Source organism: Pantoea sp. BRR-3P (assembly GCF_039621635.1).
Classification (GTDB): domain Bacteria; phylum Pseudomonadota; class Gammaproteobacteria; order Enterobacterales; family Enterobacteriaceae; genus Pantoea; species Pantoea floridensis.
This window is the reverse complement of the sequence record NZ_CP155066.1, coordinates 657,357-678,513: the sequence shown is the minus strand read 5'-3', so window position 1 is coordinate 678,513 and position 21,157 is coordinate 657,357. Positions and strand designations below refer to the sequence as shown.

Below are 21,157 nucleotides of genomic sequence, written 5' to 3'. Positions count from 1 at the left end.
CACGGACGCGGGGTGGAGCAGCCTGGTAGCTCGTCGGGCTCATAACCCGAAGGTCGTCGGTTCGAATCCGGCCCCCGCAACCAATTCTTCTTAAGTGAAGAGACAATGTGAAGTGTCGTGTAACGCGTCAGACGGACGCGGGGTGGAGCAGCCTGGTAGCTCGTCGGGCTCATAACCCGAAGGTCGTCGGTTCGAATCCGGCCCCCGCAACCAATTGTCTATAAGAAGAATACAATGTGAATTGTCGCTTAACGCGACAGACGGACGCGGGGTGGAGCAGCCTGGTAGCTCGTCGGGCTCATAACCCGAAGGTCGTCGGTTCGAATCCGGCCCCCGCAACCAATCATTTAAACACCTTAACGGGTGTTTTTTTGTTTCTGCCATACGCTAAAAGCGGCATTTCTGCCGCCCGCTTCAACGATGCGCCAGCGCCGCCCCTTTATCAAAATACGCCTTGATACCATGCAAAATCGCCTCAGCCACCTGATGCTGATAGCGCGCGGTACGCAGCTTACGCTCCTCCTCCACATTACTGATAAACGCGGTTTCTACCAGAATGGAAGGAATATCAGGCGCTTTCAGCACGGCAAATCCAGCCTGATCAACCGTGCGCTTATGCAGATGATTAATGTGCCCCATACGCGCCAGCACCTCTTTGCCGAACTTCAGGCTGTCGCTGATCGTTTGACGCTGCACCATATCGAACATGGTGTGATCGAGATAGCGATCGCCGCTCATGCTGACACCCCCAATCAAATCGGCTTCATTCTGCGTCTGCGCCAGGAAGCGCGCTGCCGTCGAGGTTGCGCCCCGCGTTGAGAGTGCAAACACCGATGATCCACGCGCCGCCCGGCTGGTGAAGGCATCGGCGTGGATCGAGATAAACAGATCAGCACGCTGCTTACGTGCTTTCGCGACCCTTACACGTAATGGAATAAAGACATCTTCGTTGCGCGTCATGTAGGCTTTCATGTTGCGCTCTTTATCGATCAGCGCCTTCAGATAGCGCCCGATTTTCAGCACGATATCTTTCTCACGCGTTTTATATTTACCATGTGCGCCCGGATCTTCACCGCCATGCCCAGGATCGATCATGATAATAATTGGCCGATCTCGCCCTGCTTTGCCCGGCAGCGCAGCCTGCACGGGCTGATCGCGTTCGAGATCGCCCTGATTGTAATCCTGCAGTAACGCCAGAAGCGGATCCTCCTCCTGTGACTTTTGGCTGGGATAGAGATCCACGACTAAACGATGCTTAATGCCCGCCACCGGCGCCAGAGTGAAGGTCTTCGGCGCAATACTGCGCTTGAGCTCCAGCACGATGCGCACCGTATTCGTATCGAATTGACCAACGCGCGCGGTTTTGATGTAGGGATCGTCCATACGCACCAGCTTATCCACGCCTTTTAGTACCGGATTGATGTGCATATTTTCGATATCAATAACCAGACGATCGGGATTACTCAGCGTGAATTGCTTGTACTTGAGGGGAACATTCGATTCCAGTGTAACGCGGGAGTATGTTGAGGATGGCCAGATGCGCACCGCCACAATATGCTGGCTGGCTGCCACTCCAGTGCGCGTGACGCTCAACAGCCATAATGCCCCAGCGCCCTGTAATAATCGTCGTCGTGTAAAAGCTTCGGACATGCCGCTCCACTTGCTATGTTATGTCTAAAAAAACGTCAAATGATGGCAAGAAAGCGAAAACTTTGTTCGGTCAGAAATGTCTTGTCTTGCCGGAAAAACCAGATAATGCAGTCTGTTAGCGAGTGTTGCATCAGGAAAATCGTAAAGTAACGTCAGGCCGGGCACTTGCATTAATCTGCGAAAGAGCATAAAAATACGAAAATTACGAATAAAAATGCAAAGAGGGTTTGCCGTGAAGGAACGCAGTACAGAACTGGTTCAGGGTTTTCGCCATACCGTTCCCTATATAAATACCCACCGCGACAAGACCTTTGTCATCATGCTGGGTGGTGAAGCCATCGAGCATGAGAACTTCTCAAGCATCGTAAATGATATCGGCCTGTTGCATAGTCTTGGCATTCGGCTGGTGGTGGTCTACGGTGCCCGTCCGCAGATTGATGCCAGCCTGGCGCAGCAACAGCTGGAACCGATTTACCATAAACACACGCGCGTCACCGATGCGCAGTCGCTTGAGCTGGTCAAGCAGGCTGCTGGTCGACTGCAGCTGGATATCACCGCGCGTCTCTCGATGAGTCTCAATAACACGCCGCTGCAAGGTGCTCATATTAATGTCGTGAGCGGCAACTTTATTATTGCGCAGCCGCTAGGCGTGGATGATGGCGTCGATTACTGCCATAGCGGCCGTATCCGTCGTATTGATGAAGAGGCGATTCATCGCCAACTGGATAATGATGCGATCGTGCTGCTGGGACCAGTGGCCGTTTCAGTGACCGGCGAAAGCTTTAACCTGACGTCAGAAGAAGTCGCGACGCAGCTGGCCATCAAATTGAAGGCCGAGAAAATGATTGGTTTCTGCTCCGAGCAGGGCGTCACCGATCGCGAAGGTAACATCATTTCCGAGCTGTTTCCCAATGAAGCCCAGGCGCGCATTGACGAAATGGAGAGCGATGGCGATTTCCTTTCGGGCACCGTACGCTTCCTGCGCGGTGCGGTTAAAGCCTGCCGCAGCGGGGTGCGTCGCAGCCATCTGATCAGCTATCAGGAAGACGGAGCGTTACTGCAAGAGCTGTTCTCCCGCGACGGTATCGGCACGCAGATTGTTATGGAATCGGCCGAGCAGATTCGCCGCGCCAACATCAATGATATCGGCGGTATTTTGGAGCTGATTCGTCCGCTGGAGCAGCAGGGCATTCTGGTGCGCCGTTCACGCGAGCAGCTGGAGATGGAGATTGATAAATTCACCATCATCCAGCGCGATAATCTGACCATTGCCTGTGCAGCGCTGTATCCGTTCCCGGACGAGCAGATTGGTGAGATGGCCTGTGTCGCGGTACATCCGGATTATCGCAGCTCATCGCGCGGCGAATTGCTCTTAGAACGCGTAGCGCTGCAGGCGCGTCAAATGGGGCTGAAAAAGCTGTTTGTGTTGACGACCCGCAGTATTCACTGGTTCCAGGAACGCGGTTTTACGCCGGTGGATATTGAGTCGCTGCCCGAGAGCAAAAAGCAGATGTACAACTATCAGCGCCGTTCGAAAGTGCTGATGGCAGACTTGGGTTAGCACTTGCTGGTGGGCATTTATGCGCATCGGGAAGAGGTCGCCATGAATGGCGACCCTACGGTGCATTTGTAGGGCCGGCATTTATGCGCATCGGGAAGAGGTCGCCATGAATGGCGACCCTATGGTGCATTTGTAGGGGCGGCATTTATGCCGACCTGGGTTTATTCCCCGCTCAACCGCTCCAGCAATCCGCTGCGCCGTTGGGTGCGCAGCTGCACCGCCCGGCGGAATACGTTTTCATCGCTGTACAACGTCAGCTGCTTTCGCGCACGCGTAATGGCGGTATAAATCAGTTCACGCGTTAGCACCGGTAAAAACTGCGCCGGCATCACTAACGCCGTATGATCAAACTCCGATCCCTGCGATTTGTGCACCGTCATTGCCCACGCGGTATCGTGCGTGGGTAAACGACTTGGCTGTACCGCTTTGATGCTGCCATCTGGCAATGGGAAAAACACTTTCAGTAGACCTTCATCATCAAACAGCGTAATGCCGATATCGCCGTTAAACAGGCCCAACGCGCTATCGTTGCGCGTCACCATCACCGGACGTCCCTGATACCAACGACTGCCGCCGGTGGGACGACGAATCAGTTGCAGCTGCATCAGCTTCTGTTCAATACGTTGATTCAGCCCCTGCACGCCAAAAGGCCCTTCGCGTAGCGCACACAGCAGCTGATAGCGACCAAATGCCGCGATAATCTCTGCCGGATCTGCTCGCTGGCTAATCAGTTTCAGGAAAGGCTGGTAGCCTGCTGCAATCTCCGCCAGCATCGCCTGATAAGCCTCCGCATCATTTAAAGGTTTACGCGCGATATCACTAAATCCTGCCTGCAATGCCGCCTCGACTGCTTTCGCATCACCTGCGTTAACGGCGCTGGCCAGCTGCCCGATGCCGGAGTTGGCGTCAAAGCGATAACTTTTGCGCAGCAGGCAAATAGAGTCGCGCACAGCGGGAGCGCTGTGCTCATCATTGCCTGCCACTGCACAGCCAGTAATTTCACTGAGTTGTAACGCACGCGCGGCACTGTAGCCGGCCTCAGCGCAGCGGCAGATATCGCCGAGCACCGCGCCCGCTTCAACGGATGCAAGTTGATCGCGATCGCCCAGGAAAATGACTCGCGCCTGCGGAGGCAACGCGGCGATAAGATTGGCCATCATACCGAGATCGACCATGGAGGCTTCATCCACCACCAGCACATCCAGATGCAATGGATTTCCCGCGTGATAGCGCAGACGCTGCGTTTCCGGTTGTGCGCCTAACAGACGGTGCAACGTAGTGGCCTCAGCCGGAAAGCGTAGTCGTTCCGCCTCGCTAACCGGCAGCTTTTGCAGCGCCTTACCCAGCGATTCGGTGAGACGCGCCGCGGCCTTGCCGGTTGGAGCAGCCAATTGAATACGAAGTGCGTCCCCACTCAGGCGAATGAGCGCTGCCAGCAGTTTTGCCACCGTAGTGGTTTTTCCGGTGCCGGGGCCGCCAGAAATAACCGCGATTTTTTGCGTCAATGCTACTGCGGCCGCAATTTTCTGCCAGTTATCCGGCGCGATACCAAACAGCTGATCCAGTACTTCTCTTACCTGCTCAGATGCAAACTGCTGTGCTGTGGCCTGTGACTGGAAGAAGCGTGCCACCTGCCCTTCGTTATGCCATAAGCGATGCAGATAGAGACGATTCTCGCTCAACACGATCGGCGCCGCCCGATCGTGACTGTGCAACGCAGGCCAGTCACTCAGTTCTGCGTGCCAATCTTGCGGCTCCCCGGCAGCTTGCCAGATAGCGTGCGCCAGCTCCGCATGACGACCATTAAACAGGTTGTCGCGGCTCAGCTGCGTCAGCGGTAAACAGACATGCCCATCCCCTGCTTCTGCGCTCAGGCATGCTGCCAGGAGTAATCGCGCCGGATAATCATCATCGGCCAACAGTTGGGCAAACTGGACATCCAGCGGCCGCAGCAAGCGCAGCTCAGCCGCCTGTGCCAAAAGCGCCGTCATACCGCTCATGCAGACTCTCCAGGCCCGCGAAACAGGCTGTCCAGTTGTGAAACAAAATCGAAGCTTGGGCGCGTATGGAACACGCCATTATTGGGTGAGCTACCATCCATGCCGCGCAGGAAAAGATAGAACACGCCGCCAAAGTGCTGCTCATAATCGTAATCAGGCACACGATGCTGTAAATAGCGATGCAGCGCCAGCGTATAGAGTTGGTACTGCAAATCGTAGCGGTGGTCGATCATCGCTTGCGCCATCGCCTGCGGTGTATAAGCTTCGTGGCTGTCACCCAGCCAGTTGGATTTATAATCCAGCAGGTAGTATTTACCCTGCCAGCGAAACACCAGGTCAATAAAGCCTTTTAGCATGCCCTGCACCTGACGGAAATCAAGCGGCGGAGCCTGTGCCGATAACGCATCCTGAGCGATTAATGCACTGAGTTCATGCGCCGTCAGCACGTTATCAATTGGCAGATAGAAGGCCATTTCAACCAAACAATCGTGACGGTGAACGCCCGCCAGATGGATGCCCTGCGCATTCAGCGGCGTAGTGACCACGCGTGCAATCCACTCGCTGAGCATCGGCTGCCAATGGAGCGGGTAACCGTTTTGCTGCAGATGCTGCGTCAGTTTCTCTGCGGAGGGCGGCTGTGGGAAATCCAGTGATTCAAACAGCTCATGCAAAAACGTCCCCGGTGCAGCACCGCGCGGGAAATGGTGGGGTGTTAACGTCGCTTCCAGCGTCTCCTCATGGTTCTCCTCGCCCGCTGCTTCTACATCGAAGTTTGGCATCACATCCAACAGGCGATGAGTGCCATGCTGCTGCAAACCGGAGTAGCTGGTTACCCGCCACGGATCGGCCAACACACGCGTTACGGCACGCGCGGCAAGTTCGCTATCGGCAACGGCATCATTCTGCCAGCGCTCGGCATGAATATCATCCGCCAGCACCACATCGGTGCCTACTGCCTCCATATCATTGAGCAGAATAGCCAACTGCTCTGCCGTGGCCGCTTCACCACGCTGCAGCAAGAACCCGAGCGCGCTTTTGTGCACATCGCTCGCGCCCTCTTTCTTACGCGTGCCACGAAACAGCGGCGCCACCCCAACGCTGCAGTGATAAATCGAGCGGGTCAGCGCCACGTACAGCAGACGCAAATCTTCCGCGAGACGCTCCTGCTCGGCCAGCGCCAGACTCGCCTCATCCGCTTGCAGATCCAACACCGATCCAAAACTTTCACGATCGTGATACAGCGCGGTATCGGCTTCGCGGAAACCGGCGGCGAATGGCAGCCACACTAACGGATATTGCAGTCCTTTGGACTTGTGAATGGTGACAATCTGTACCAGATGTCGATCGCTCTCCAGACGCAGCTGCTGGCTGGCAGACTGACTATCCGGACGTGCGATCTGCTGCGCCAGATGGCGCACCAGCGCATGCGGACTATCCAGCTGTGCTGCCGCCTCCTGTAACAGTTCGCCCAGATGCAGTAAATCGGTCAGGCGGCGTTCACCGTTGTCTGATGCCAGCAAATTCTCTGCCAGCTGACGCTCCAGCATCATCTCGCGCAGCATCGGCAACACGCCACGTTGCTGCCACACCAGCTGCCAGCGAGCAAAGGTATCGACCAATTCATCCCAACCACGAGCATCCTGATCCAGCGCATCCAGCTGCGAGGCATCAAAGGCAAACAGCGAGGTAGCCAGCGCCGTACGCAGCATACGCTCCTGTTCCGGCGCCAGCACCGCCTGCAGCAGCCACAATAGCTCGCGCGCTTCCGGCGTGGTGTAGACGCTGTCGCGGTTAGAGAGATACACCGACGGAATCCCCAGCAGATTTAACGCTTCGCGAATCAGATTGGCTTCGTTACGGCTGCGCACCAGCACGGTGATATCTGAAGCTTGTACCGGGCGCAGTGCAGGAGCTTTGCCCAGCATCGCGCGCTGTTGCTGCCCAGCCTGTAGCCAGCGGCTTATGTCAGCCGCACACTGCTGCGCCATCCGTTGCTGATAGTCTCCCACGCTGCAACCTGTCCCGGGTTGCAGCCAGAAGCGCAATGCCGCTTGCTCAACCTGATCGATGCTGAGCGACAGGCGCTGATTAGGTGGCGCGAACTGCACCGGCTGGAAGGGAATGTCGGCGAACAAAAATGGCGCTTCAAGACGCATAAACAGCTGATTGACGCTGCTAACCATCGCCGGCGATGAGCGCCAGTTGGTATCCAGCGTATAGTGCGCGCTGACCTCACTCCGTGCCCGAATATAGGTAAAAATATCCGCGCCACGAAACGCGTAAATCGCCTGTTTTGGATCGCCAATCAGCAGCAGCGCATGCGCTGGTTGATTGATGTAAAGCGTGCGGAAAATGCGGTATTGCAGCGGATCGGTATCCTGAAATTCATCAATTAACGCCACCGGAAAACGCTGACGGATGGCCTGCGCCAGCTGTTCACCACTGGGCTGCTGCAGCGCTTCGTCCAGACGGCTTAGCAGGTCATCAAAACCTAGCAGTGCCTGCTGGCGCTTTTCTTTACGTACCGCAGCACGCACCTCAACCAGCGCACGGGCAATTACCAAATCACGCAGCGACAGCGGCTGCGCGATAAAGCTATCAATGGCGTCAAATAAGCCATGCTGTGGCGGAAGGCCCTTTTTGGTCTTTTCTATCAGCACCTGCTGGCCAAAGCGCGCCAGCTCGGCAGGAACCTGATAATCGCACGTTTCGCTTTGTGCCCAGAAGCTGACCTTGTTAACCCAAACCGGCAAATTTTTACTGCTGTAGCTACGCTTATCCACGTCCGATTGTCCAACCAGCGTCAGCACCTCTTCGCCGACCGCCAGCCACTGCGCTTTCATGGCGGCGATACGCGCCAGATTTTCACTGTGGCGTGAGGCCAGCGTTTCACCCTCGGCAGGCGGAAGACGCAGGCTGGGAGACTCGCCCTGTAACCATGGACGCAAGGTTGCCAACAACTGCTCCGGGCCGCTCCACTCGCTGACAATCACGCGCGCAACATCCAGCGTCAGTGGATAGCAGTGGCGACGCCAAAAATCGGCCGTCGCCTGTCGCAGCAGAAGCTGTTCATCCTCAATCAGCTGCTGTTCAAACAGCATCCCTGACTCAAAGGCATTGAGATTGAGCATGCGTTGGCAGAAGCCGTGAATAGTGAATATCGCCGCTTCGTCCATCTGGCGCTCGGCAGCAAGCAGCAGTGAAGCCGCATCGGCAGGTTGCGGAATCTCCTGCAACAGTTGCATCAGCATCGGGTTGCCGCTGACGCCGCGCAGGCAGGCCAATCGCAGTTCGTGAATATTGGCACGAATACGTCCACGCAGCTCGGCGGTAGCAGCCTCGGTAAAGGTCACCACCAGAATTTCTTCTACCGACAGTGGGCGGGAATACGCATTTTGTCCACCTAACCCGAGCAGCAGGCGCAGATAGAGCAGACCGATGGTAAAGGTCTTGCCTGTTCCGGCTGAGGCTTCAATCAGACGCTCACCGCGCAGCGGCAGCGTCAGGGGATTGAGGGTTTCAGGTAACAAACTCATTGCGCATCACTCTTCACTGGCAATGATTGCTGCAATTTCTGCACCTCATCCCACGTTGTCCAGTCCGGCAATGGCGCGTAATCTTCTTTGGTCGCACCATCATGGCTACCGCCAATCTGCGAAATCATCGCCATGCCCTGCTGCGCTAACACCGCCTGATGGAAGAAGTCGGCCAGACCCGCTGGCGTCAGCTTTTGAATTTGCTCAATCGCTTTTTCACGCGTATCGAAAGCAAAATTCTGGCGATTGAAGTCGCGGTTAAAGCGGTTCGCCTCTTCATCCAGCGTTTGCGGGCGCTGCTTCATATCGTTGATCAACGCCTGCTGATATTGGGCGAAATCTTCCGGTTTCATGGTGCGCAGACGCTGTTCAGCCTGCGGATAAAAGGCCTGGAAGCGTTGCAGTAAGAAGGCGGGTTGTTTGCTGTTACTTTGCAGTAAGAAACCGATCCCCCATTGGCGACCAATCGGCATCTGGTAGGCAAACACCGCATAGCCGAGCTGCTCTTCGGTACGCAACTGATTGTAGAACCACGGCTGCACTATCTGGCTGAGCATGGTGCTGTTAGCCATGCTTTGATACTCGCTGTAGCCCAACGGCACATACAGCGCCGCCAGCGCGGAATCGGTGCTGCTACCTGCTTTCTGCAGGTTGGACTTCATCGCCTTATCGACGACCACATAATCACTGTGCCAGTAGCCGTGGCCATCGCTCTGCAACTGCTGTTTAAGTTCATCACCCAACTGTATAACGCGATCGGCTGATAGATTCCCCACCACCATCATCTCTGGTGTTGCGTGATGAATCAGCGCATCACGATAGTCAGTGACCTCTTTCAACGTGATCTCTTTGACCAGCTTGCGGCGCGTTTCGCGCTGGGTATAGGGCAGCTGCGAGAGCATTTGCATTGGCTGAATGGCTTGCTCAAACGCTTTGCCTTTTTCAGCCGCCTCCAATCGATCCAGATACCAGGATTTGGCCTGTTCCAGCTGCTGTTGATCCGGAGTAAACGTGGCGTAGCCTTCCACCAGTTTTTTCAGCAGTTCCGGCAAGCGTTGGGTAAAGCCGCTGGCGCTAAACACGATGCCATCATCTTCACCGGTGGAGAAGCTGATGCCGCCAACCGATGCCTGCGAGTTGAGCTGATCCAGAGCCAGACTGGAGAGATAGTCATTCAACCCAAACAGCACCTGCTGGCGGGCATCGCTGATTGCGGCTTTGTTACGCAGTGCCAGGGTGATCGCCGCTTTGGGTTCACTGGCAAACATCTGGCTTGGCATCCAGTAGATGCGCATGCTGTCACCGCTGGTGAGCGCCACGGGATGATCGTAGGTTTTACCTGTGGAAGGCATGATGGTGAAATCAGACGGAATATAGGGATTCAGGGCCGGCATCGATAGCTGCAGCTGAGTGGCACGCTGCTGCCAGTCACTGAACTGCGCGGCGCTGATTTTATCCACCTGGTAAGGCGCGTTCACAAAATAGGCTTCTTTGTTGTGCGGCTCCTGCGGACTGATGTACCAGATACGCGCGTTCTGCGGCGTCATCTCATCAAGACGTGATTTGATGGCGGCTGGGTCGAATTGATCGGCCAGATATGGCGCGTCCAGCGTATGTTCAACCGGCACACGTAGCATGGTGTCCACTAACCATTCGATGTAATCCATATCGCGCGTGATTGATGGATAGCGGAAATCCAGTGCCAGTACATGAGAGACTTCATCAAAGTACTCTTTGCTGATGCCTTTACTACGCAGCAGATCCAGGTAGCTAAATACTGCGGCTACGACCTCATCGCGCTGTGCCAACCCTTTATCGGTGAGCGATACGCTGATAGCAAACACGCCGCTGTTGCGCTCGGTCATCGGATCGGCACCCGCGCTGACACCGTCAGCCAGCCCCTGCTTTTGCAGCCAGTCATTAAGGGTATTCTTGCTGCGATTGCCCAGAATATAACTAATCAACGTATCCGTTTTACTGCGGAACTGGCCGCTATTATTGGCAATACGGAATTCGATTTTTAACTGCTTGCGCGGCTGTGCAGGCACGTAATGAATAATGATGCCCTTTTGTGCATCGGTGACCACGGGGACATCTATCTCAGGCACTGCCGTCTGATGATTGGCCACGCGACCAAAGGTCTTTGCCGCAATGTCGGCCATCTCTGGCAGCGGCTTGTTGCTGTAAATCACCGCCTTCATCAGATTCGCCGAATAATGGCTGTGATAAAAATCGGTTAGCGCCTGATGTAATTTGCTGTCGGGCTTATCACTCAGCGTATCGAGGTTACCGCCGGAATAACGTGAACCCGGATGTGCAGGGTTCAGGGTTTCTGCACCCACTTGCGACATACGCAAACCATCACGCGAGCGGGCCATGGTGAGCTCAGCGTTAACAGCGTGGCGTTCACGGTCGGCATTGATCGGATCCAACAGCGGTTCAGCAATCGCATCAGCCAGGCGATCGACAGCCGGCTGCAGTGCATCGTTCTCCACTTCAAGATAGAACGCCGTACGATAGGAGGCCGTGCTGGCATTATGGCTACCGCCGTGCTTCTTCAGAAATTCTGCAAGATTGTCAGGCTGCGGATAAAGCTTAGATCCCATCAGCACCATATGTTCCAGATAGTGCGCCAGGCCCAGTTGCTGATTAGGATCATCCAGCGAACCTATCGGCAACGTCAGCGCCGCCAGGGATTTCGGTGCTTCTGCGTCCGAGACCAGCAGCACGGTCATGCCGTTACTTAAGGTAATCGCCTGATAGCTGCGTGGATCGTGATCGCTTTTACGAATGGTGTCATTAATGGGTTGCCAGCCGCGATCGGTATCGGCAAAGGCATTCAGCGCCAGCATGCTCAGCAGCAGCGCTCCAATCCAGCGTGCGTAAATCCGCATTTAAACCCCTTACGTTACCCTTTTCCGCTGTCTGTGTGCCCAGCGGTGAAATAGAAAAACTTTTTTATAGTAGTGAGAACAGCGTTAACGAGGCTGTTCCCGATTGCTATTCATCATGTTGATGCGCAAGGCGCACCGGCAAATACCATTGCCGTGCGGCAGCGGTAATCGCCTGGATAGCCTCTTCATCAAGTGTTCGGCTAAGGCGCTGAAGATAGGGATCGCTGCCCTCGCCTTCAACCTGGAAACCACCCTGCCAGGCTTGCAGCAGTTTGTTAAGTGCCTTTTTCTGCGTTGCTTCGTCTTCCAGCAGCAGGTGCGCCTTGCTATCAAAGCTGGCCTCCAGCCAGGCCCCACCCGATTTATTGAGCAGCATCAGCGGCTGTACTAACCCCGCCTGATAACCCCCAACATACTCGCTCAGCAAAACTAATGCCCGATCGGCATCCAGTGCCGTAAAACGCCAGTGACTCTGTTTACGACCGTACATACGGCTTTCACCCGTACCGCCTAACGCGCAATACACCAGATGTTCGATCCATAACAACAGTCCATCGTTCATATTAAGCACGCCCGGACGCCAGCGCAGCAGCCCATCAGCTTGCACCTGGGTCAGCCAGCCGGTCAATTGCACATCGCCCAGCCTCAGATTGATCTCCCAACTCTCCGCCGGCTGGCGTTGACCGCTCACCTCCGCCGCCACTTCCTGCATCTCTTCGGTCTGGCTCTGCCAGAAAATTTCCCCAAAAGCGCCGTACGGTAGATTGCCTGCGGCACGATGGCGAGCATACAGCTGCGCCGGATCGTCACCGTTGACCAGCGTATTTAACAGCTGGGCGTTGATTTGATAACGCTCCAGACTGTCGGGAGCGAAGGGTTCGCTGTCGGGCAGTTCGCTCTCTTCCATCCAAAATGCGACGCCTAAGCGCTGCTGGAACCAGGCGCGCACCGGATGGCGCCAGAAACGCAGCAGTTGCTCCAGCGACAACGTTTCCAATGGCACCGGCGGTAAAGGCTGGACAAAATCAGGTTGCGCGACCCCGCTGCCGGTTGCGGCAGGTAGCCATTCCGCCGCAAAACTTTGGCCATATGCGCCCGGTTGGAAGTTCTCCGCCGCAAAAGGCATTCGGCTATGTAGCGTTTGTAGATGTTCACGCACATGCTGCTCGCTGACGTCAGGCTCACAGGCTTCGTCGCCGGGTAAACAGAAACTCTGCCCAAGATAATCCACCAGCTCACTCACTAATACTGAGGGATAGCGCTCGGTGTTGTCCTGAATAGCGCGGCCGATATAGCTGATATACAGCTGCTGCTGCGCCGAAATTAACGCTTCGAGGAACAGGTAGCGGTCATCATCACGGCGACTGCGATCGCCCTTACGCATCTGCTGCTGCATGAGGTCGAAACCAAGTGGCGCTAATGTGCGCGGGTAAACCCCGTCGTTCATGCCCAGCAAACACACCACCTTGAAGGGAATAGAGCGCATTGGCATCAGCGTACAAAAGTTGATCGGGCCGGCAAGAAAACGTTGGCTAATCCGCTGCTGATCGAGGCGCGAACGCAGCTCATCGCGCAGCAATGTGACCGGAATCGGCTGGTGATAAGCCGCTTGCATACCCTGTTCAATAATCTCCTGCCACTGCGTTTCCACTAGCAGCAGTGCGGCGTCACTTTCGGCATCACCGCTGAAGAAGCTGGTGATCAGCTCGCGACATAATGGCAACCAATCCTCAAGCGTGCGCTCTTGAGCCAGACGTGCGCGCCACTCTTCAAGCCGAGAGAGTAATTCGGCCAGATGTCCCGCCAGCTCAGCGATGAGGCCACTGGACTCGTCATACGGCAAAATACCCTGCCAGTCGCCGTTGCCACTTTCTAGCGCGTAGCCCAGCAGCATGCGCTGCAGGCCAAAACGCCAGGTATGTTGTCCGGTCACCGGCAGCGCCAACGCTTCCACACTGGCATCATCCAACCCCCAGCGGATACCGGATTCCATCACCCAACGGCGTAGCAGTCGCAGCCCGCTTTCATCCACTGAGAAGCGTTGCGCCAACGCTGGCACTTCCAGCAACGCCAGCACATCTTCCGAAGCAAAACGGCTTTCCGGCAATGCCAGTAAACCGATCAACGCCAATATAGCCGGGTGCGCCTGGCTGGCGCGGCGGTCTGAAATGGCAAAGGGTAAATAGCGCTCACTCGGCGCGCTAGCAAAAGCGGCCTGAATAAAGGGGGCATAACTGTCAATGTCTGCCACCATGACAATGATGTCGCGCGGCTTGAGCTCGGGATCGGCTTCCATTAGCGTTAGCAGGTGATCCTGCAACACTTCAACTTCACGCTGCGCACTATGGCACACCTGCAGCGTGATCGAGCGATCGTGCGGATCAAGCTGGCGTTTCTCACTGCTGTCGGCCAGTTCACCGGCGTTCAGTCCAATCACCGCTTTATCGTCGAGATTGAGCAGGTCCGCCTGCAGACTGTGCAGCAGATTGTCTTGGGGCAATTCCACAAAGGCATCAATGTCGTTGGCGGCGGATTCCATCTGGCTCAGTAAAAACAGATTATCGCGCCCCAACTTGCCCCATGACGCGAGCAGTGGATTGGTGAGCTGTTGCTCGCCGAGATCGTTAAATAACGACGTGGCGCTAGCCGGATCGCGAAACAGCGGCTGTAGCTCATCTGATTGTAAACGACGCCGCTGGCGGCTTTGCAGCTTCGCCAGGAAGGCATAATCCTGAATGTCACCCCAATAGTGGCGACATGGATTGGTGAATAGCAGATGGATATCGATATGCCGTCCCAGCGCTTCTAGCGCCTGAAGATAGACCGGCGGCAGCGCGGAAATACCGCAAATAAATACGCGCTGTGGCAGACCTGGCGGCGGCGTGTTTGCCTGTTCCAGTTCACGGATAAAGCGCGCATAAAGATTGGCACGATGCCACATCGGCTGGCCGAGGCTCTCCGTAAAGCTGACCAGATCGCACCACAGCGGTGCCTGCCAATGCTGTGATTCGCCTAAGCCATCAATTCGTTCACCGCGCTCCCAGCTATTGAGCCAGTCCGAGCGGTACACCAGATATTGGTCAAACAGGTCGGCGACGCGGGCGCTGAGCTGATACAGCTTACGCTTATCATCGTCGTCATTGAGATAGTGCCGCAGCGGCTGGAAGGCCTCCTGCTCCAGCAAGGTCGGCAGCCGATGCATCAGCTTCCAGCTCATGCTGGCTTTGGTGAAGGCGCTCTCTTCAGGGATATCGGGTAACACCTTAACGAACATGTTCCAGATAAAACTGGCGGGCAAAGGGAACTCGATGTTGGCGGCGATACCGAAACTGTTAGCCAGCTCCATTTGCAGCCATTGCGCCATACCGGGACTCTGTACCAGCACCTGTTCAGCAGCAAGCGGATCGGCTAGCGGCTGGTTTTCAATCAGAATACCTGCCAGATTTTTCAACAGATCGAGCTGATTGGAATGATAGACCCGGAACATAACTCTCCTTCAAAGATATACCCACCCTACTTCAAGCTGCAGGTACGTTAGCTGCACGCACTCAGCCGAGCCACTCTACCGTTTATCGCCATTGATGCCTACCGCTGAGGCCATCTCAGCGGCAATTGAGCTGTCCTAATGAGGCCGAGCGCTGTTGCGGTCCCGTCACCGTGACGTGCTCAAGTGTACAGCCGCCTGCGATGCTTTGCTGCTGGCGCTGGCTCTGCCAGCCCGCTACGTCATGACCAAGCAGCGCCTGCCCCGCAGCACGCCAGGCCTGCCGCTGCTGCCACTGCTGGCTAAAACCCAGTGCCAGCGCCCGATGATATTGCAACAAAGTGCTGATGGTCATTGCCAGCAGCAGCATCGCAACCAGCGTTTCCGCCAGGCTAAAGCCCTGTTGCTTCTGGCTGACACAGCTCCGGCTGCGAAAGCGGGCAATAATCGATCCAGCCATGTTCTTGCCGCTGGGTTTGCGAGTTACGTAGAGAAACCCAACGATAGAGCCACAGCGCTCGCCCTTCTCCATGTGCTGATAACAACGCATTGTCATCCTCCATATGTAATAAACAGCTTTGCCACTGCTCTGCCGCCCACTGCTGGCACTGCCAGCCGGTCGCCTGCGGCCAGTTTTGCACGCTCCCCCACTCCAGTGCGGACTGCGCCTGCCAGAAATCCTGGTGATGCTGCTGCTCGTCCGCCACTGATACCATCCCTTGCGACAGCTGGCTGCGCGTAGCATGCAACGTCAGTCCACCCATGATTAACATCATCAGCACCATACCCAATGTGCTGTTGCCGCGTTGCTTCATAGATTGATTCCTTCAATCCAGTGTTCCAACGTCACGCTTTGGCTAGCCGCATGCCCTGCCAGTTGCAGGATAAGGCGTGTTCCCTGTCGTTCAAGTTTGAAGGCGTCGAGGGTGAGAAAGGCCGGATCGGACACTCTCTCCCACCCGCTGCTGCTGCACTCATCCACACCACGCTGCATTTCCAGCTGTCCACTGCGCAGCCGATAGCCGTAATAGTCACTTTCGCTGTGCCCCACACCTTCCCAGCGCCCGTTGCTGTTCTCATCCCAGCGCAGTAAAACGCAGCTGCCATTCGCCGCAAGCGTTAGCGCGGCACCGTTGCACTGCCCGTGACAATAGCCCGCTCGTCGCAGCGCCTTCTGTAAGGTATTAGTGATCTGCTGCAGTTCCTGTTGCAGCTGCACACGCTGCTGCAGGCGCAGATTCTGCTCCAGTAGCAGGGGTAAAAAACGCCCTACGCTGAGCATCAAAACGGCACCAATCGCCATCGCAATCAGCATTTCCAGCAGGCTAAAACCCCTTTGCGCTATTCGCATCCTTTCTCTCCCGGCTGACAGGCGCGGATACGCGCTCTGGCGGAGATGATTAGACGCCAGTGTCCGGCATCGCTAATGAGATCGATACTGCCAGGGCGTGCCACATCACGTCGCCCATAAAACCCCACTTCACCCGTCATGCCGGCAATGCGCACGCTGGCATGTGGCGGCCTGAATAGCCAACGAGATGCCAACGCACAGCCTTTCGCAGGCTTTTGCCCCGCGCCAAGGCAGCCGTTTTCCCCTGGCTGCAACCACAGAACAAGATCGCGATTGTGCCAGCTCGCGTAAGCGCGGGCCCGCAGCAGAAATCCCTGCAGTTGCGCAACGCTTTCGCGTAGCTGTTGATAGTGCTGCCAGCGCTGCCAGCCTTGTAAGGCACCCACGCTGAGTATGCCGGCAATCACCATCACCAATAACAGTTCAGGCAAGGTAAATCCGTGGTGAATGTTTCTGTTCATGCCGGGTAATTTGCCGGTTGGGATGACGCTCAACAAGCGGAGGATTAGTGCTTTGGAAAATGCTGCGCAGGAAATCGCTGAGAGGTGCAGAGAGATACAGATTTTTGCGAGGCGGATTCAGAACTGAGGTGCGGTTGGGAATTGAGGTGCGGTTGGTAAGTGGTCGCCATAAATGGCGACCCTACGGATAAATAGCGTTAAATCGCTACGGGTGCTTTAATCGCCGGATGCGGATCGTAGCCTTCGATGTCGAAATCTTCGAATTGATAATCGAAGATGGAGGCCGGTTTGCGCTTGATCACCAGCTTCGGCAACGGACGCGGTTCGCGCGTCAATTGCAGGCGTGCCTGTTCCAGATGGTTGCTGTAGAGGTGCGTATCGCCCCCCGTCCAGACAAAATCACCCACTTCGAGGTCGCACTGCTGCGCCACCATATGCACCAGCAGCGCATAGCTGGCGATATTAAACGGCAGACCGAGGAAGATATCGCACGAGCGCTGATACAGCTGGCAAGAGAGCTTACCGTTAGCGACGTAGAACTGGAAGAAGGCATGGCAAGGTGCAAGCGCCATCTGGTCCAGCTCACCCACGTTCCACGCCGAAACGATGATACGGCGGGAATCCGGATCGCGCTTCAGCTGCTCAATCACTTTGCTAATCTGATCGATTTCTTCGCCCGAAGCGTTGCCCCAGCTGCGCCACTGCTTACCGTACACCGGGCCAAGATCGCCGTTCTCATCGGCCCACTCATCCCAAATGGTTACCTTGTTCTCTTTCAGATAACAGATGTTGGTTTCGCCTTTGAGGAACCACAGCAGCTCATGAATAATTGAGCGCAGATGCACTTTCTTGGTCGTAACCAGCGGAAAACCGTCCTGCAAATTGAAACGCATCTGGTGGCCAAAAATGGAGAGCGTGCCGGTTCCGGTACGGTCGGCCTTTTCTGCGCCTTCATTCAGCACATGTTGCATTAAGTCCAGATACTGTTTCATTTTACCTCACGCGTTTGTTGCTGCGGGCGACGACGATACGCCCAAACCATCATAATCACACCGGCCAGAATCATGGGGATTGAGAGAATTTGTCCCATGCTGACGCCGCCTTCGAACAGACCAAGCTGCGCATCAGGCTGACGGAAGAACTCAACGATGATGCGGAATGCGCCGTAGCCAATCAGGAACAGGCCAGATACGCTGCCCATCGGACGCGGCTTGCGAATAAACAGATTCAGAATGATGAACAGCACAATGCCCTCGAGGCACAGCTCATACAGCTGCGAGGCATGACGCGGCAGCACGCCGTAGGTGTTCAGCAATTCCTGGTATTGCGGATTATTGGCCGCCAGCGCGATATCTTCGCTACGCGAACCCGGAAACAGCATGGCGAATTTGAAATCTGGCGCCACGCGGCCCCACAGTTCGCCGTTGATGAAGTTGCCCAGACGACCGGCACCTAAACCAAACGGGATCAGTGGCGCAATAAAATCGGCTACCTGGAAGAAAGTGCGTTTGGTACGACGTGCAAAGATCAGCATCACCACAATTACGCCGATTAAGCCGCCGTGGAACGACATACCGCCATCCCAGACCTTAAACAGATAAAGCGGATTCTCCAGGAACAGCGGCAGGTTGTAGAACAGCACATAGCCAATACGTCCGCCGAGGAACACGCCGAGGAAACCTGCGTACAGCAGATTCTCCACTTCCTCTTTTTTCCAGCCGCTGCCAGGTTTGTTAGCACGGCGCGTCGCCAGCCACATGGCAAAAATAAAGCCCACCAGATACATCAAACCGTACCAGTGAAGCGAAATCGGTCCGATTGAGAAAATCACCGGATCGAATTGGGGAAACGAAATGTAGCCGTTAGTCATCTTTCACCATCGTTCTTCTGCCCTTAAACGGGACAATAAAAGGCTGCGCATAATAGCACAGCCGGGTTGTACACAGGTCGGCAAGATGTAACCGTTAACGCCCGCCGCGAATCAGGCCGCCTAAACCGCGACGCTCCATAAAGGTTGAAACCAGGTGACGTACTTCTGATGCCGTATGCGCCGCCAATCCATGCTCGCTCAATTTCTGCGCTTCCTCGAAATCGAGATGACGCAGCAGATATTTCACGCGCGGCACGTTCTTGCCGTTCATGCTGAGGTGGTGATAGCCCATGCCCACTAACAGCGCGACACACATCGGATCGCCGGCCATTTCACCACACAAGCAGAGCTCCAGTTTGGCCTCGCGGGCTTCGCTGGCAATGGTGTGCAGCGCCCGCAGCATTGCCGGATGCAGCGAATCATACAGGTTCGCCACGCGCGTGTTGTTGCGATCCACTGCCAGCAAATATTGCGTGAGATCGTTGGTGCCCACCGAAATAAAATCAATGCGATCCGCCAGATGCGGGATCATAAATAGCATCGAGGGCACTTCGATCATAATACCAATCCGCGGCTTGGGAATCACATACCCCAGCATCTCTTCCACTTCACGACCAGCACGATCAATCAGACGACGCGCTTCATCGATCTCATCAATATGGCTAATCATCGGCAGTAAAATGCTCAGGTTGCCAGACGCCACATTGGCACGCAGCATGGCACGCACCTGCACCAGGAAGATTTCCGGCTGATCGAGCGTTAAACGAATGCCGCGCCAGCCAAGGCAGGGATTCTCTTCACTGATCGGCATATACGGCAGCTGTTTATCAGCCCCCACATCCAGCGTGCGTAGCGTGACCGGCTTATCGTAAAACAGCTGCAGCATGCCCTGGTACTGCGCCACCTGTTCCTCTTCGGAAGGGAAGCCGTTGTGCAGCATAAACGGGATTTCGGTGCGATACAGGCCAATGCCGTCAACCCAACTGTCGAGCGCCTGTTCATGTTCCGGGCTGAGGCCTGCATTCAGCATCACCTGCACGCGCTCGCCGCTTTTCAGCTCACCGGATTGCTCAACCACGCCTTCAGCCATTTTGCTCAGCGCGTTCTCTTCACTGATCAAACGCTGATATTCCTGTACCAACACCGGTTCAGGATCGATCAGCACTTCGCCGCGGTAGCCGTCAACAATCAGCAGCCGTTTGTTAAGCTGCGCGGGCAGGATATCCGCGCCCATCACGGTTGGAATGCCCATCGCGCGCGTCAAAATCGCCGCATGCGAGTTTGACGCACCGTCGCGGACCACCACGCCGGCTAAACGCTCCTGCGGCAGTTCGGCCAGGGTGGTGGCTGTGAGTTCATCGGCAACCAGTACGAAGCGTTCCGGCCAGGCATTGGTGCCCACCAGCGAATCATCGAGGTGAAAGAGCAGACGCTGACCGAGCACGCGCAAATCGCCGGCGCGCTCGCGTAAATATTGATCCTGCAGATTAGCGAACTGTTCGGCGAACTTCTCGATCACCGTCTTGACTGCCCATTCCGCGACCGATCCGCGATCGATCTCGTCAAAAAGATCTTTTTTCAGCCGCGCATCCGTGAGCAGATGCGAATAGAGATCGAAGATCGCCGCACTCTCTTTCTGCACGCTGGCGGCAAAGCGTTTACTGAAGCGGCGAAATTCGTTGCCCGCCTCACCCATTGCCAGCACCAGGCGCTCGCGCTCGCGCTGCACGTCCAGCGTGGAAGCGGCAGTGACCTGATCGAGCAGCGGCTGGGTTTCATCTACCCAACCTGGCGCAACCGCCACGCCAGGCGCAGCGGCAATCGCTTTGACGCGCGTCTGGCGGAATTGGCCAAACAGTTGGCCAAGCTGCGATTGCGACAGCAAGCCGGCCATTTGCGTGGCAAGCGTGACGAGAAACGACTCTTCGCTTTCATCGAACTGGCGGTGCTCGCGCTGCTGCACAACCAACACGCCAAGCAGCTGGCGGCGGCTGATAATCGGGACACCGAGGAAGGAGCGATAACGCTCCTCTTTAACAGAAGGAATGTATTTGAAGCTGGGATGGCTCTGAGCATCGGCGAGGTTGATCGGCTCGGCTAAGCGTCCGACAAGGCCAACAATGCCTTCGTCAAATGCCAGCGTGACCGTACGACCACGCGGCTTTTTTAGTCCGCGTGTCGCCATCAGGTAGTAGCAACGACGATCGTGATCGGCGAGATAAACCGAGCAAACCTCGGTTTCCATCGCAAGGCAAATTTCGTTTACCAGAATGTCGAGTGCTTCATTCAGACGTGGAGCACTCGCCACTTTTTCTACTATTTCGCGCAACTGAGTGAGCATAAAGGGCGT

13 protein-coding genes and 3 tRNA genes are annotated in these 21,157 nt (G+C 55.8%); 4 read left to right on the top strand and 12 right to left on the bottom strand.

Translation table 11 applies throughout. From position 1 onward, the window contains the following. The first annotated feature begins 6 nt into the window (after nt 1-6). From AAGR08_RS03055 to AAGR08_RS03045, 3 genes are all read left to right on the top strand, one after another. Nucleotides 7-83: transfer RNA gene (locus AAGR08_RS03055), tRNA-Met, on the top strand. A gap of 53 nt (nt 84-136) precedes the next feature. Further along, nucleotides 137-213, top strand: a tRNA-Met gene (locus AAGR08_RS03050). A 52-nt stretch (nt 214-265) separates the two neighbouring features. Next, nucleotides 266-342: transfer RNA gene (locus AAGR08_RS03045), tRNA-Met, on the top strand. Between the two features lie 72 nt (nt 343-414). On the opposite strand, the gene amiC is transcribed toward AAGR08_RS03045, so the two are convergent. Beyond that, complete coding sequence (gene amiC, locus AAGR08_RS03040; protein ID WP_141400241.1) at nt 415-1,650, bottom strand: N-acetylmuramoyl-L-alanine amidase AmiC; 1,236 nt, start codon at nt 1,648-1,650, stop codon at nt 415-417. Between the two features lie 214 nt (nt 1,651-1,864). Between amiC and argA the strand changes: the two genes are divergently transcribed. Continuing rightward, entirely contained in the window at nt 1,865-3,211 is a 1,347-nt protein-coding gene (argA, locus tag AAGR08_RS03035; protein WP_176519152.1) for an amino-acid N-acetyltransferase, read from the top strand. A gap of 161 nt (nt 3,212-3,372) precedes the next feature. Here argA and recD read toward each other — a convergent pair whose 3' ends face one another. From recD to ptsP, 11 genes are all read right to left on the bottom strand, one after another. Continuing rightward, nucleotides 3,373-5,211: an exodeoxyribonuclease V subunit alpha gene (recD, locus tag AAGR08_RS03030; RefSeq protein WP_345828464.1), complete on the bottom strand. Its 1,839-nt coding sequence runs from the start codon at nt 5,209-5,211 to the stop codon at nt 3,373-3,375. Next, nucleotides 5,208-8,747, bottom strand: a complete 3,540-nt coding sequence (gene recB, locus AAGR08_RS03025; RefSeq protein ID WP_345828462.1) for an exodeoxyribonuclease V subunit beta — start codon at nt 8,745-8,747, stop codon at nt 5,208-5,210. The genes recD and recB overlap by 4 nt, the downstream gene beginning before the upstream one ends. Next, nucleotides 8,744-11,641, bottom strand: a complete 2,898-nt coding sequence (gene ptrA, locus AAGR08_RS03020) for a pitrilysin (RefSeq protein WP_345828460.1) — start codon at nt 11,639-11,641, stop codon at nt 8,744-8,746. Before ptrA ends, recB begins: the two co-directional genes overlap by 4 nt. A gap of 106 nt (nt 11,642-11,747) precedes the next feature. Further along, complete coding sequence (gene recC, locus AAGR08_RS03015; RefSeq protein WP_345828459.1) at nt 11,748-15,128, bottom strand: exodeoxyribonuclease V subunit gamma; 3,381 nt, start codon at nt 15,126-15,128, stop codon at nt 11,748-11,750. Nucleotides 15,129-15,243: 115 nt separating this feature from the next. Beyond that, a complete protein-coding gene (locus AAGR08_RS03010; RefSeq protein WP_345828457.1) occupies nt 15,244-15,585 on the bottom strand; it encodes a prepilin-type N-terminal cleavage/methylation domain-containing protein in 342 nt (113 codons plus the stop codon). Next, a complete protein-coding gene (locus AAGR08_RS03005) occupies nt 15,518-15,940 on the bottom strand; it encodes a DUF2509 family protein (RefSeq protein ID WP_345828456.1) in 423 nt (140 codons plus the stop codon). The genes AAGR08_RS03010 and AAGR08_RS03005 overlap by 68 nt, the downstream gene beginning before the upstream one ends. Further along, entirely contained in the window at nt 15,937-16,476 is a 540-nt protein-coding gene (locus tag AAGR08_RS03000) for a prepilin peptidase-dependent protein (protein ID WP_345828454.1), read from the bottom strand. The genes AAGR08_RS03005 and AAGR08_RS03000 overlap by 4 nt, the downstream gene beginning before the upstream one ends. Continuing rightward, complete coding sequence (locus AAGR08_RS02995) at nt 16,467-16,937, bottom strand: prepilin-type N-terminal cleavage/methylation domain-containing protein (RefSeq protein WP_345828452.1); 471 nt, start codon at nt 16,935-16,937, stop codon at nt 16,467-16,469. The genes AAGR08_RS03000 and AAGR08_RS02995 overlap by 10 nt, the downstream gene beginning before the upstream one ends. Nucleotides 16,938-17,134: 197 nt before the next feature. After that, nucleotides 17,135-17,929 (bottom strand): thymidylate synthase, encoded by a 795-nt coding sequence (gene thyA, locus AAGR08_RS02990; RefSeq protein WP_345828451.1) that lies wholly within the window; start codon nt 17,927-17,929, stop codon nt 17,135-17,137. After that, nucleotides 17,926-18,807, bottom strand: a complete 882-nt coding sequence (gene lgt, locus AAGR08_RS02985) for a prolipoprotein diacylglyceryl transferase (RefSeq protein WP_097096192.1) — start codon at nt 18,805-18,807, stop codon at nt 17,926-17,928. The genes thyA and lgt overlap by 4 nt, the downstream gene beginning before the upstream one ends. 94 nt (nt 18,808-18,901) lie before the next feature. Beyond that, nucleotides 18,902-21,148 (bottom strand): phosphoenolpyruvate--protein phosphotransferase, encoded by a 2,247-nt coding sequence (gene ptsP, locus AAGR08_RS02980; protein ID WP_097096191.1) that lies wholly within the window; start codon nt 21,146-21,148, stop codon nt 18,902-18,904. Between the last annotated feature and the right edge of the window lie 9 nt (nt 21,149-21,157).

What these genes read in the sequence shown, in the direction of transcription:
- AAGR08_RS03000 (WP_345828454.1), bottom strand. Translation starts at nt 16,476, where the DNA reads ATGCGAATAGCGCAAAGGGGTTTTAGCCTGCTGGAAATGCTGATTGCG.
- amiC (WP_141400241.1), bottom strand. Translation starts at nt 1,650, where the DNA reads ATGTCCGAAGCTTTTACACGACGACGATTATTACAGGGCGCTGGGGCA.
- recB (WP_345828462.1), bottom strand. Translation starts at nt 8,747, where the DNA reads ATGAGTTTGTTACCTGAAACCCTCAATCCCCTGACGCTGCCGCTGCGC.
- thyA (WP_345828451.1), bottom strand. Translation starts at nt 17,929, where the DNA reads ATGAAACAGTATCTGGACTTAATGCAACATGTGCTGAATGAAGGCGCA.
- AAGR08_RS02995 (WP_345828452.1), bottom strand. Translation starts at nt 16,937, where the DNA reads ATGAACAGAAACATTCACCACGGATTTACCTTGCCTGAACTGTTATTG.
- ptrA (WP_345828460.1), bottom strand. Translation starts at nt 11,641, where the DNA reads ATGCGGATTTACGCACGCTGGATTGGAGCGCTGCTGCTGAGCATGCTG.
- argA (WP_176519152.1), top strand. Translation starts at nt 1,865, where the DNA reads ATGCAAAGAGGGTTTGCCGTGAAGGAACGCAGTACAGAACTGGTTCAG.
- lgt (WP_097096192.1), bottom strand. Translation starts at nt 18,807, where the DNA reads ATGACTAACGGCTACATTTCGTTTCCCCAATTCGATCCGGTGATTTTC.
- AAGR08_RS03010 (WP_345828457.1), bottom strand. Translation starts at nt 15,585, where the DNA reads ATGGCTGGATCGATTATTGCCCGCTTTCGCAGCCGGAGCTGTGTCAGC.
- recD (WP_345828464.1), bottom strand. Translation starts at nt 5,211, where the DNA reads ATGAGCGGTATGACGGCGCTTTTGGCACAGGCGGCTGAGCTGCGCTTG.
- recC (WP_345828459.1), bottom strand. Translation starts at nt 15,128, where the DNA reads ATGTTCCGGGTCTATCATTCCAATCAGCTCGATCTGTTGAAAAATCTG.
- ptsP (WP_097096191.1), bottom strand. Translation starts at nt 21,148, where the DNA reads ATGCTCACTCAGTTGCGCGAAATAGTAGAAAAAGTGGCGAGTGCTCCA.
- AAGR08_RS03005 (WP_345828456.1), bottom strand. Translation starts at nt 15,940, where the DNA reads ATGAAGCAACGCGGCAACAGCACATTGGGTATGGTGCTGATGATGTTA.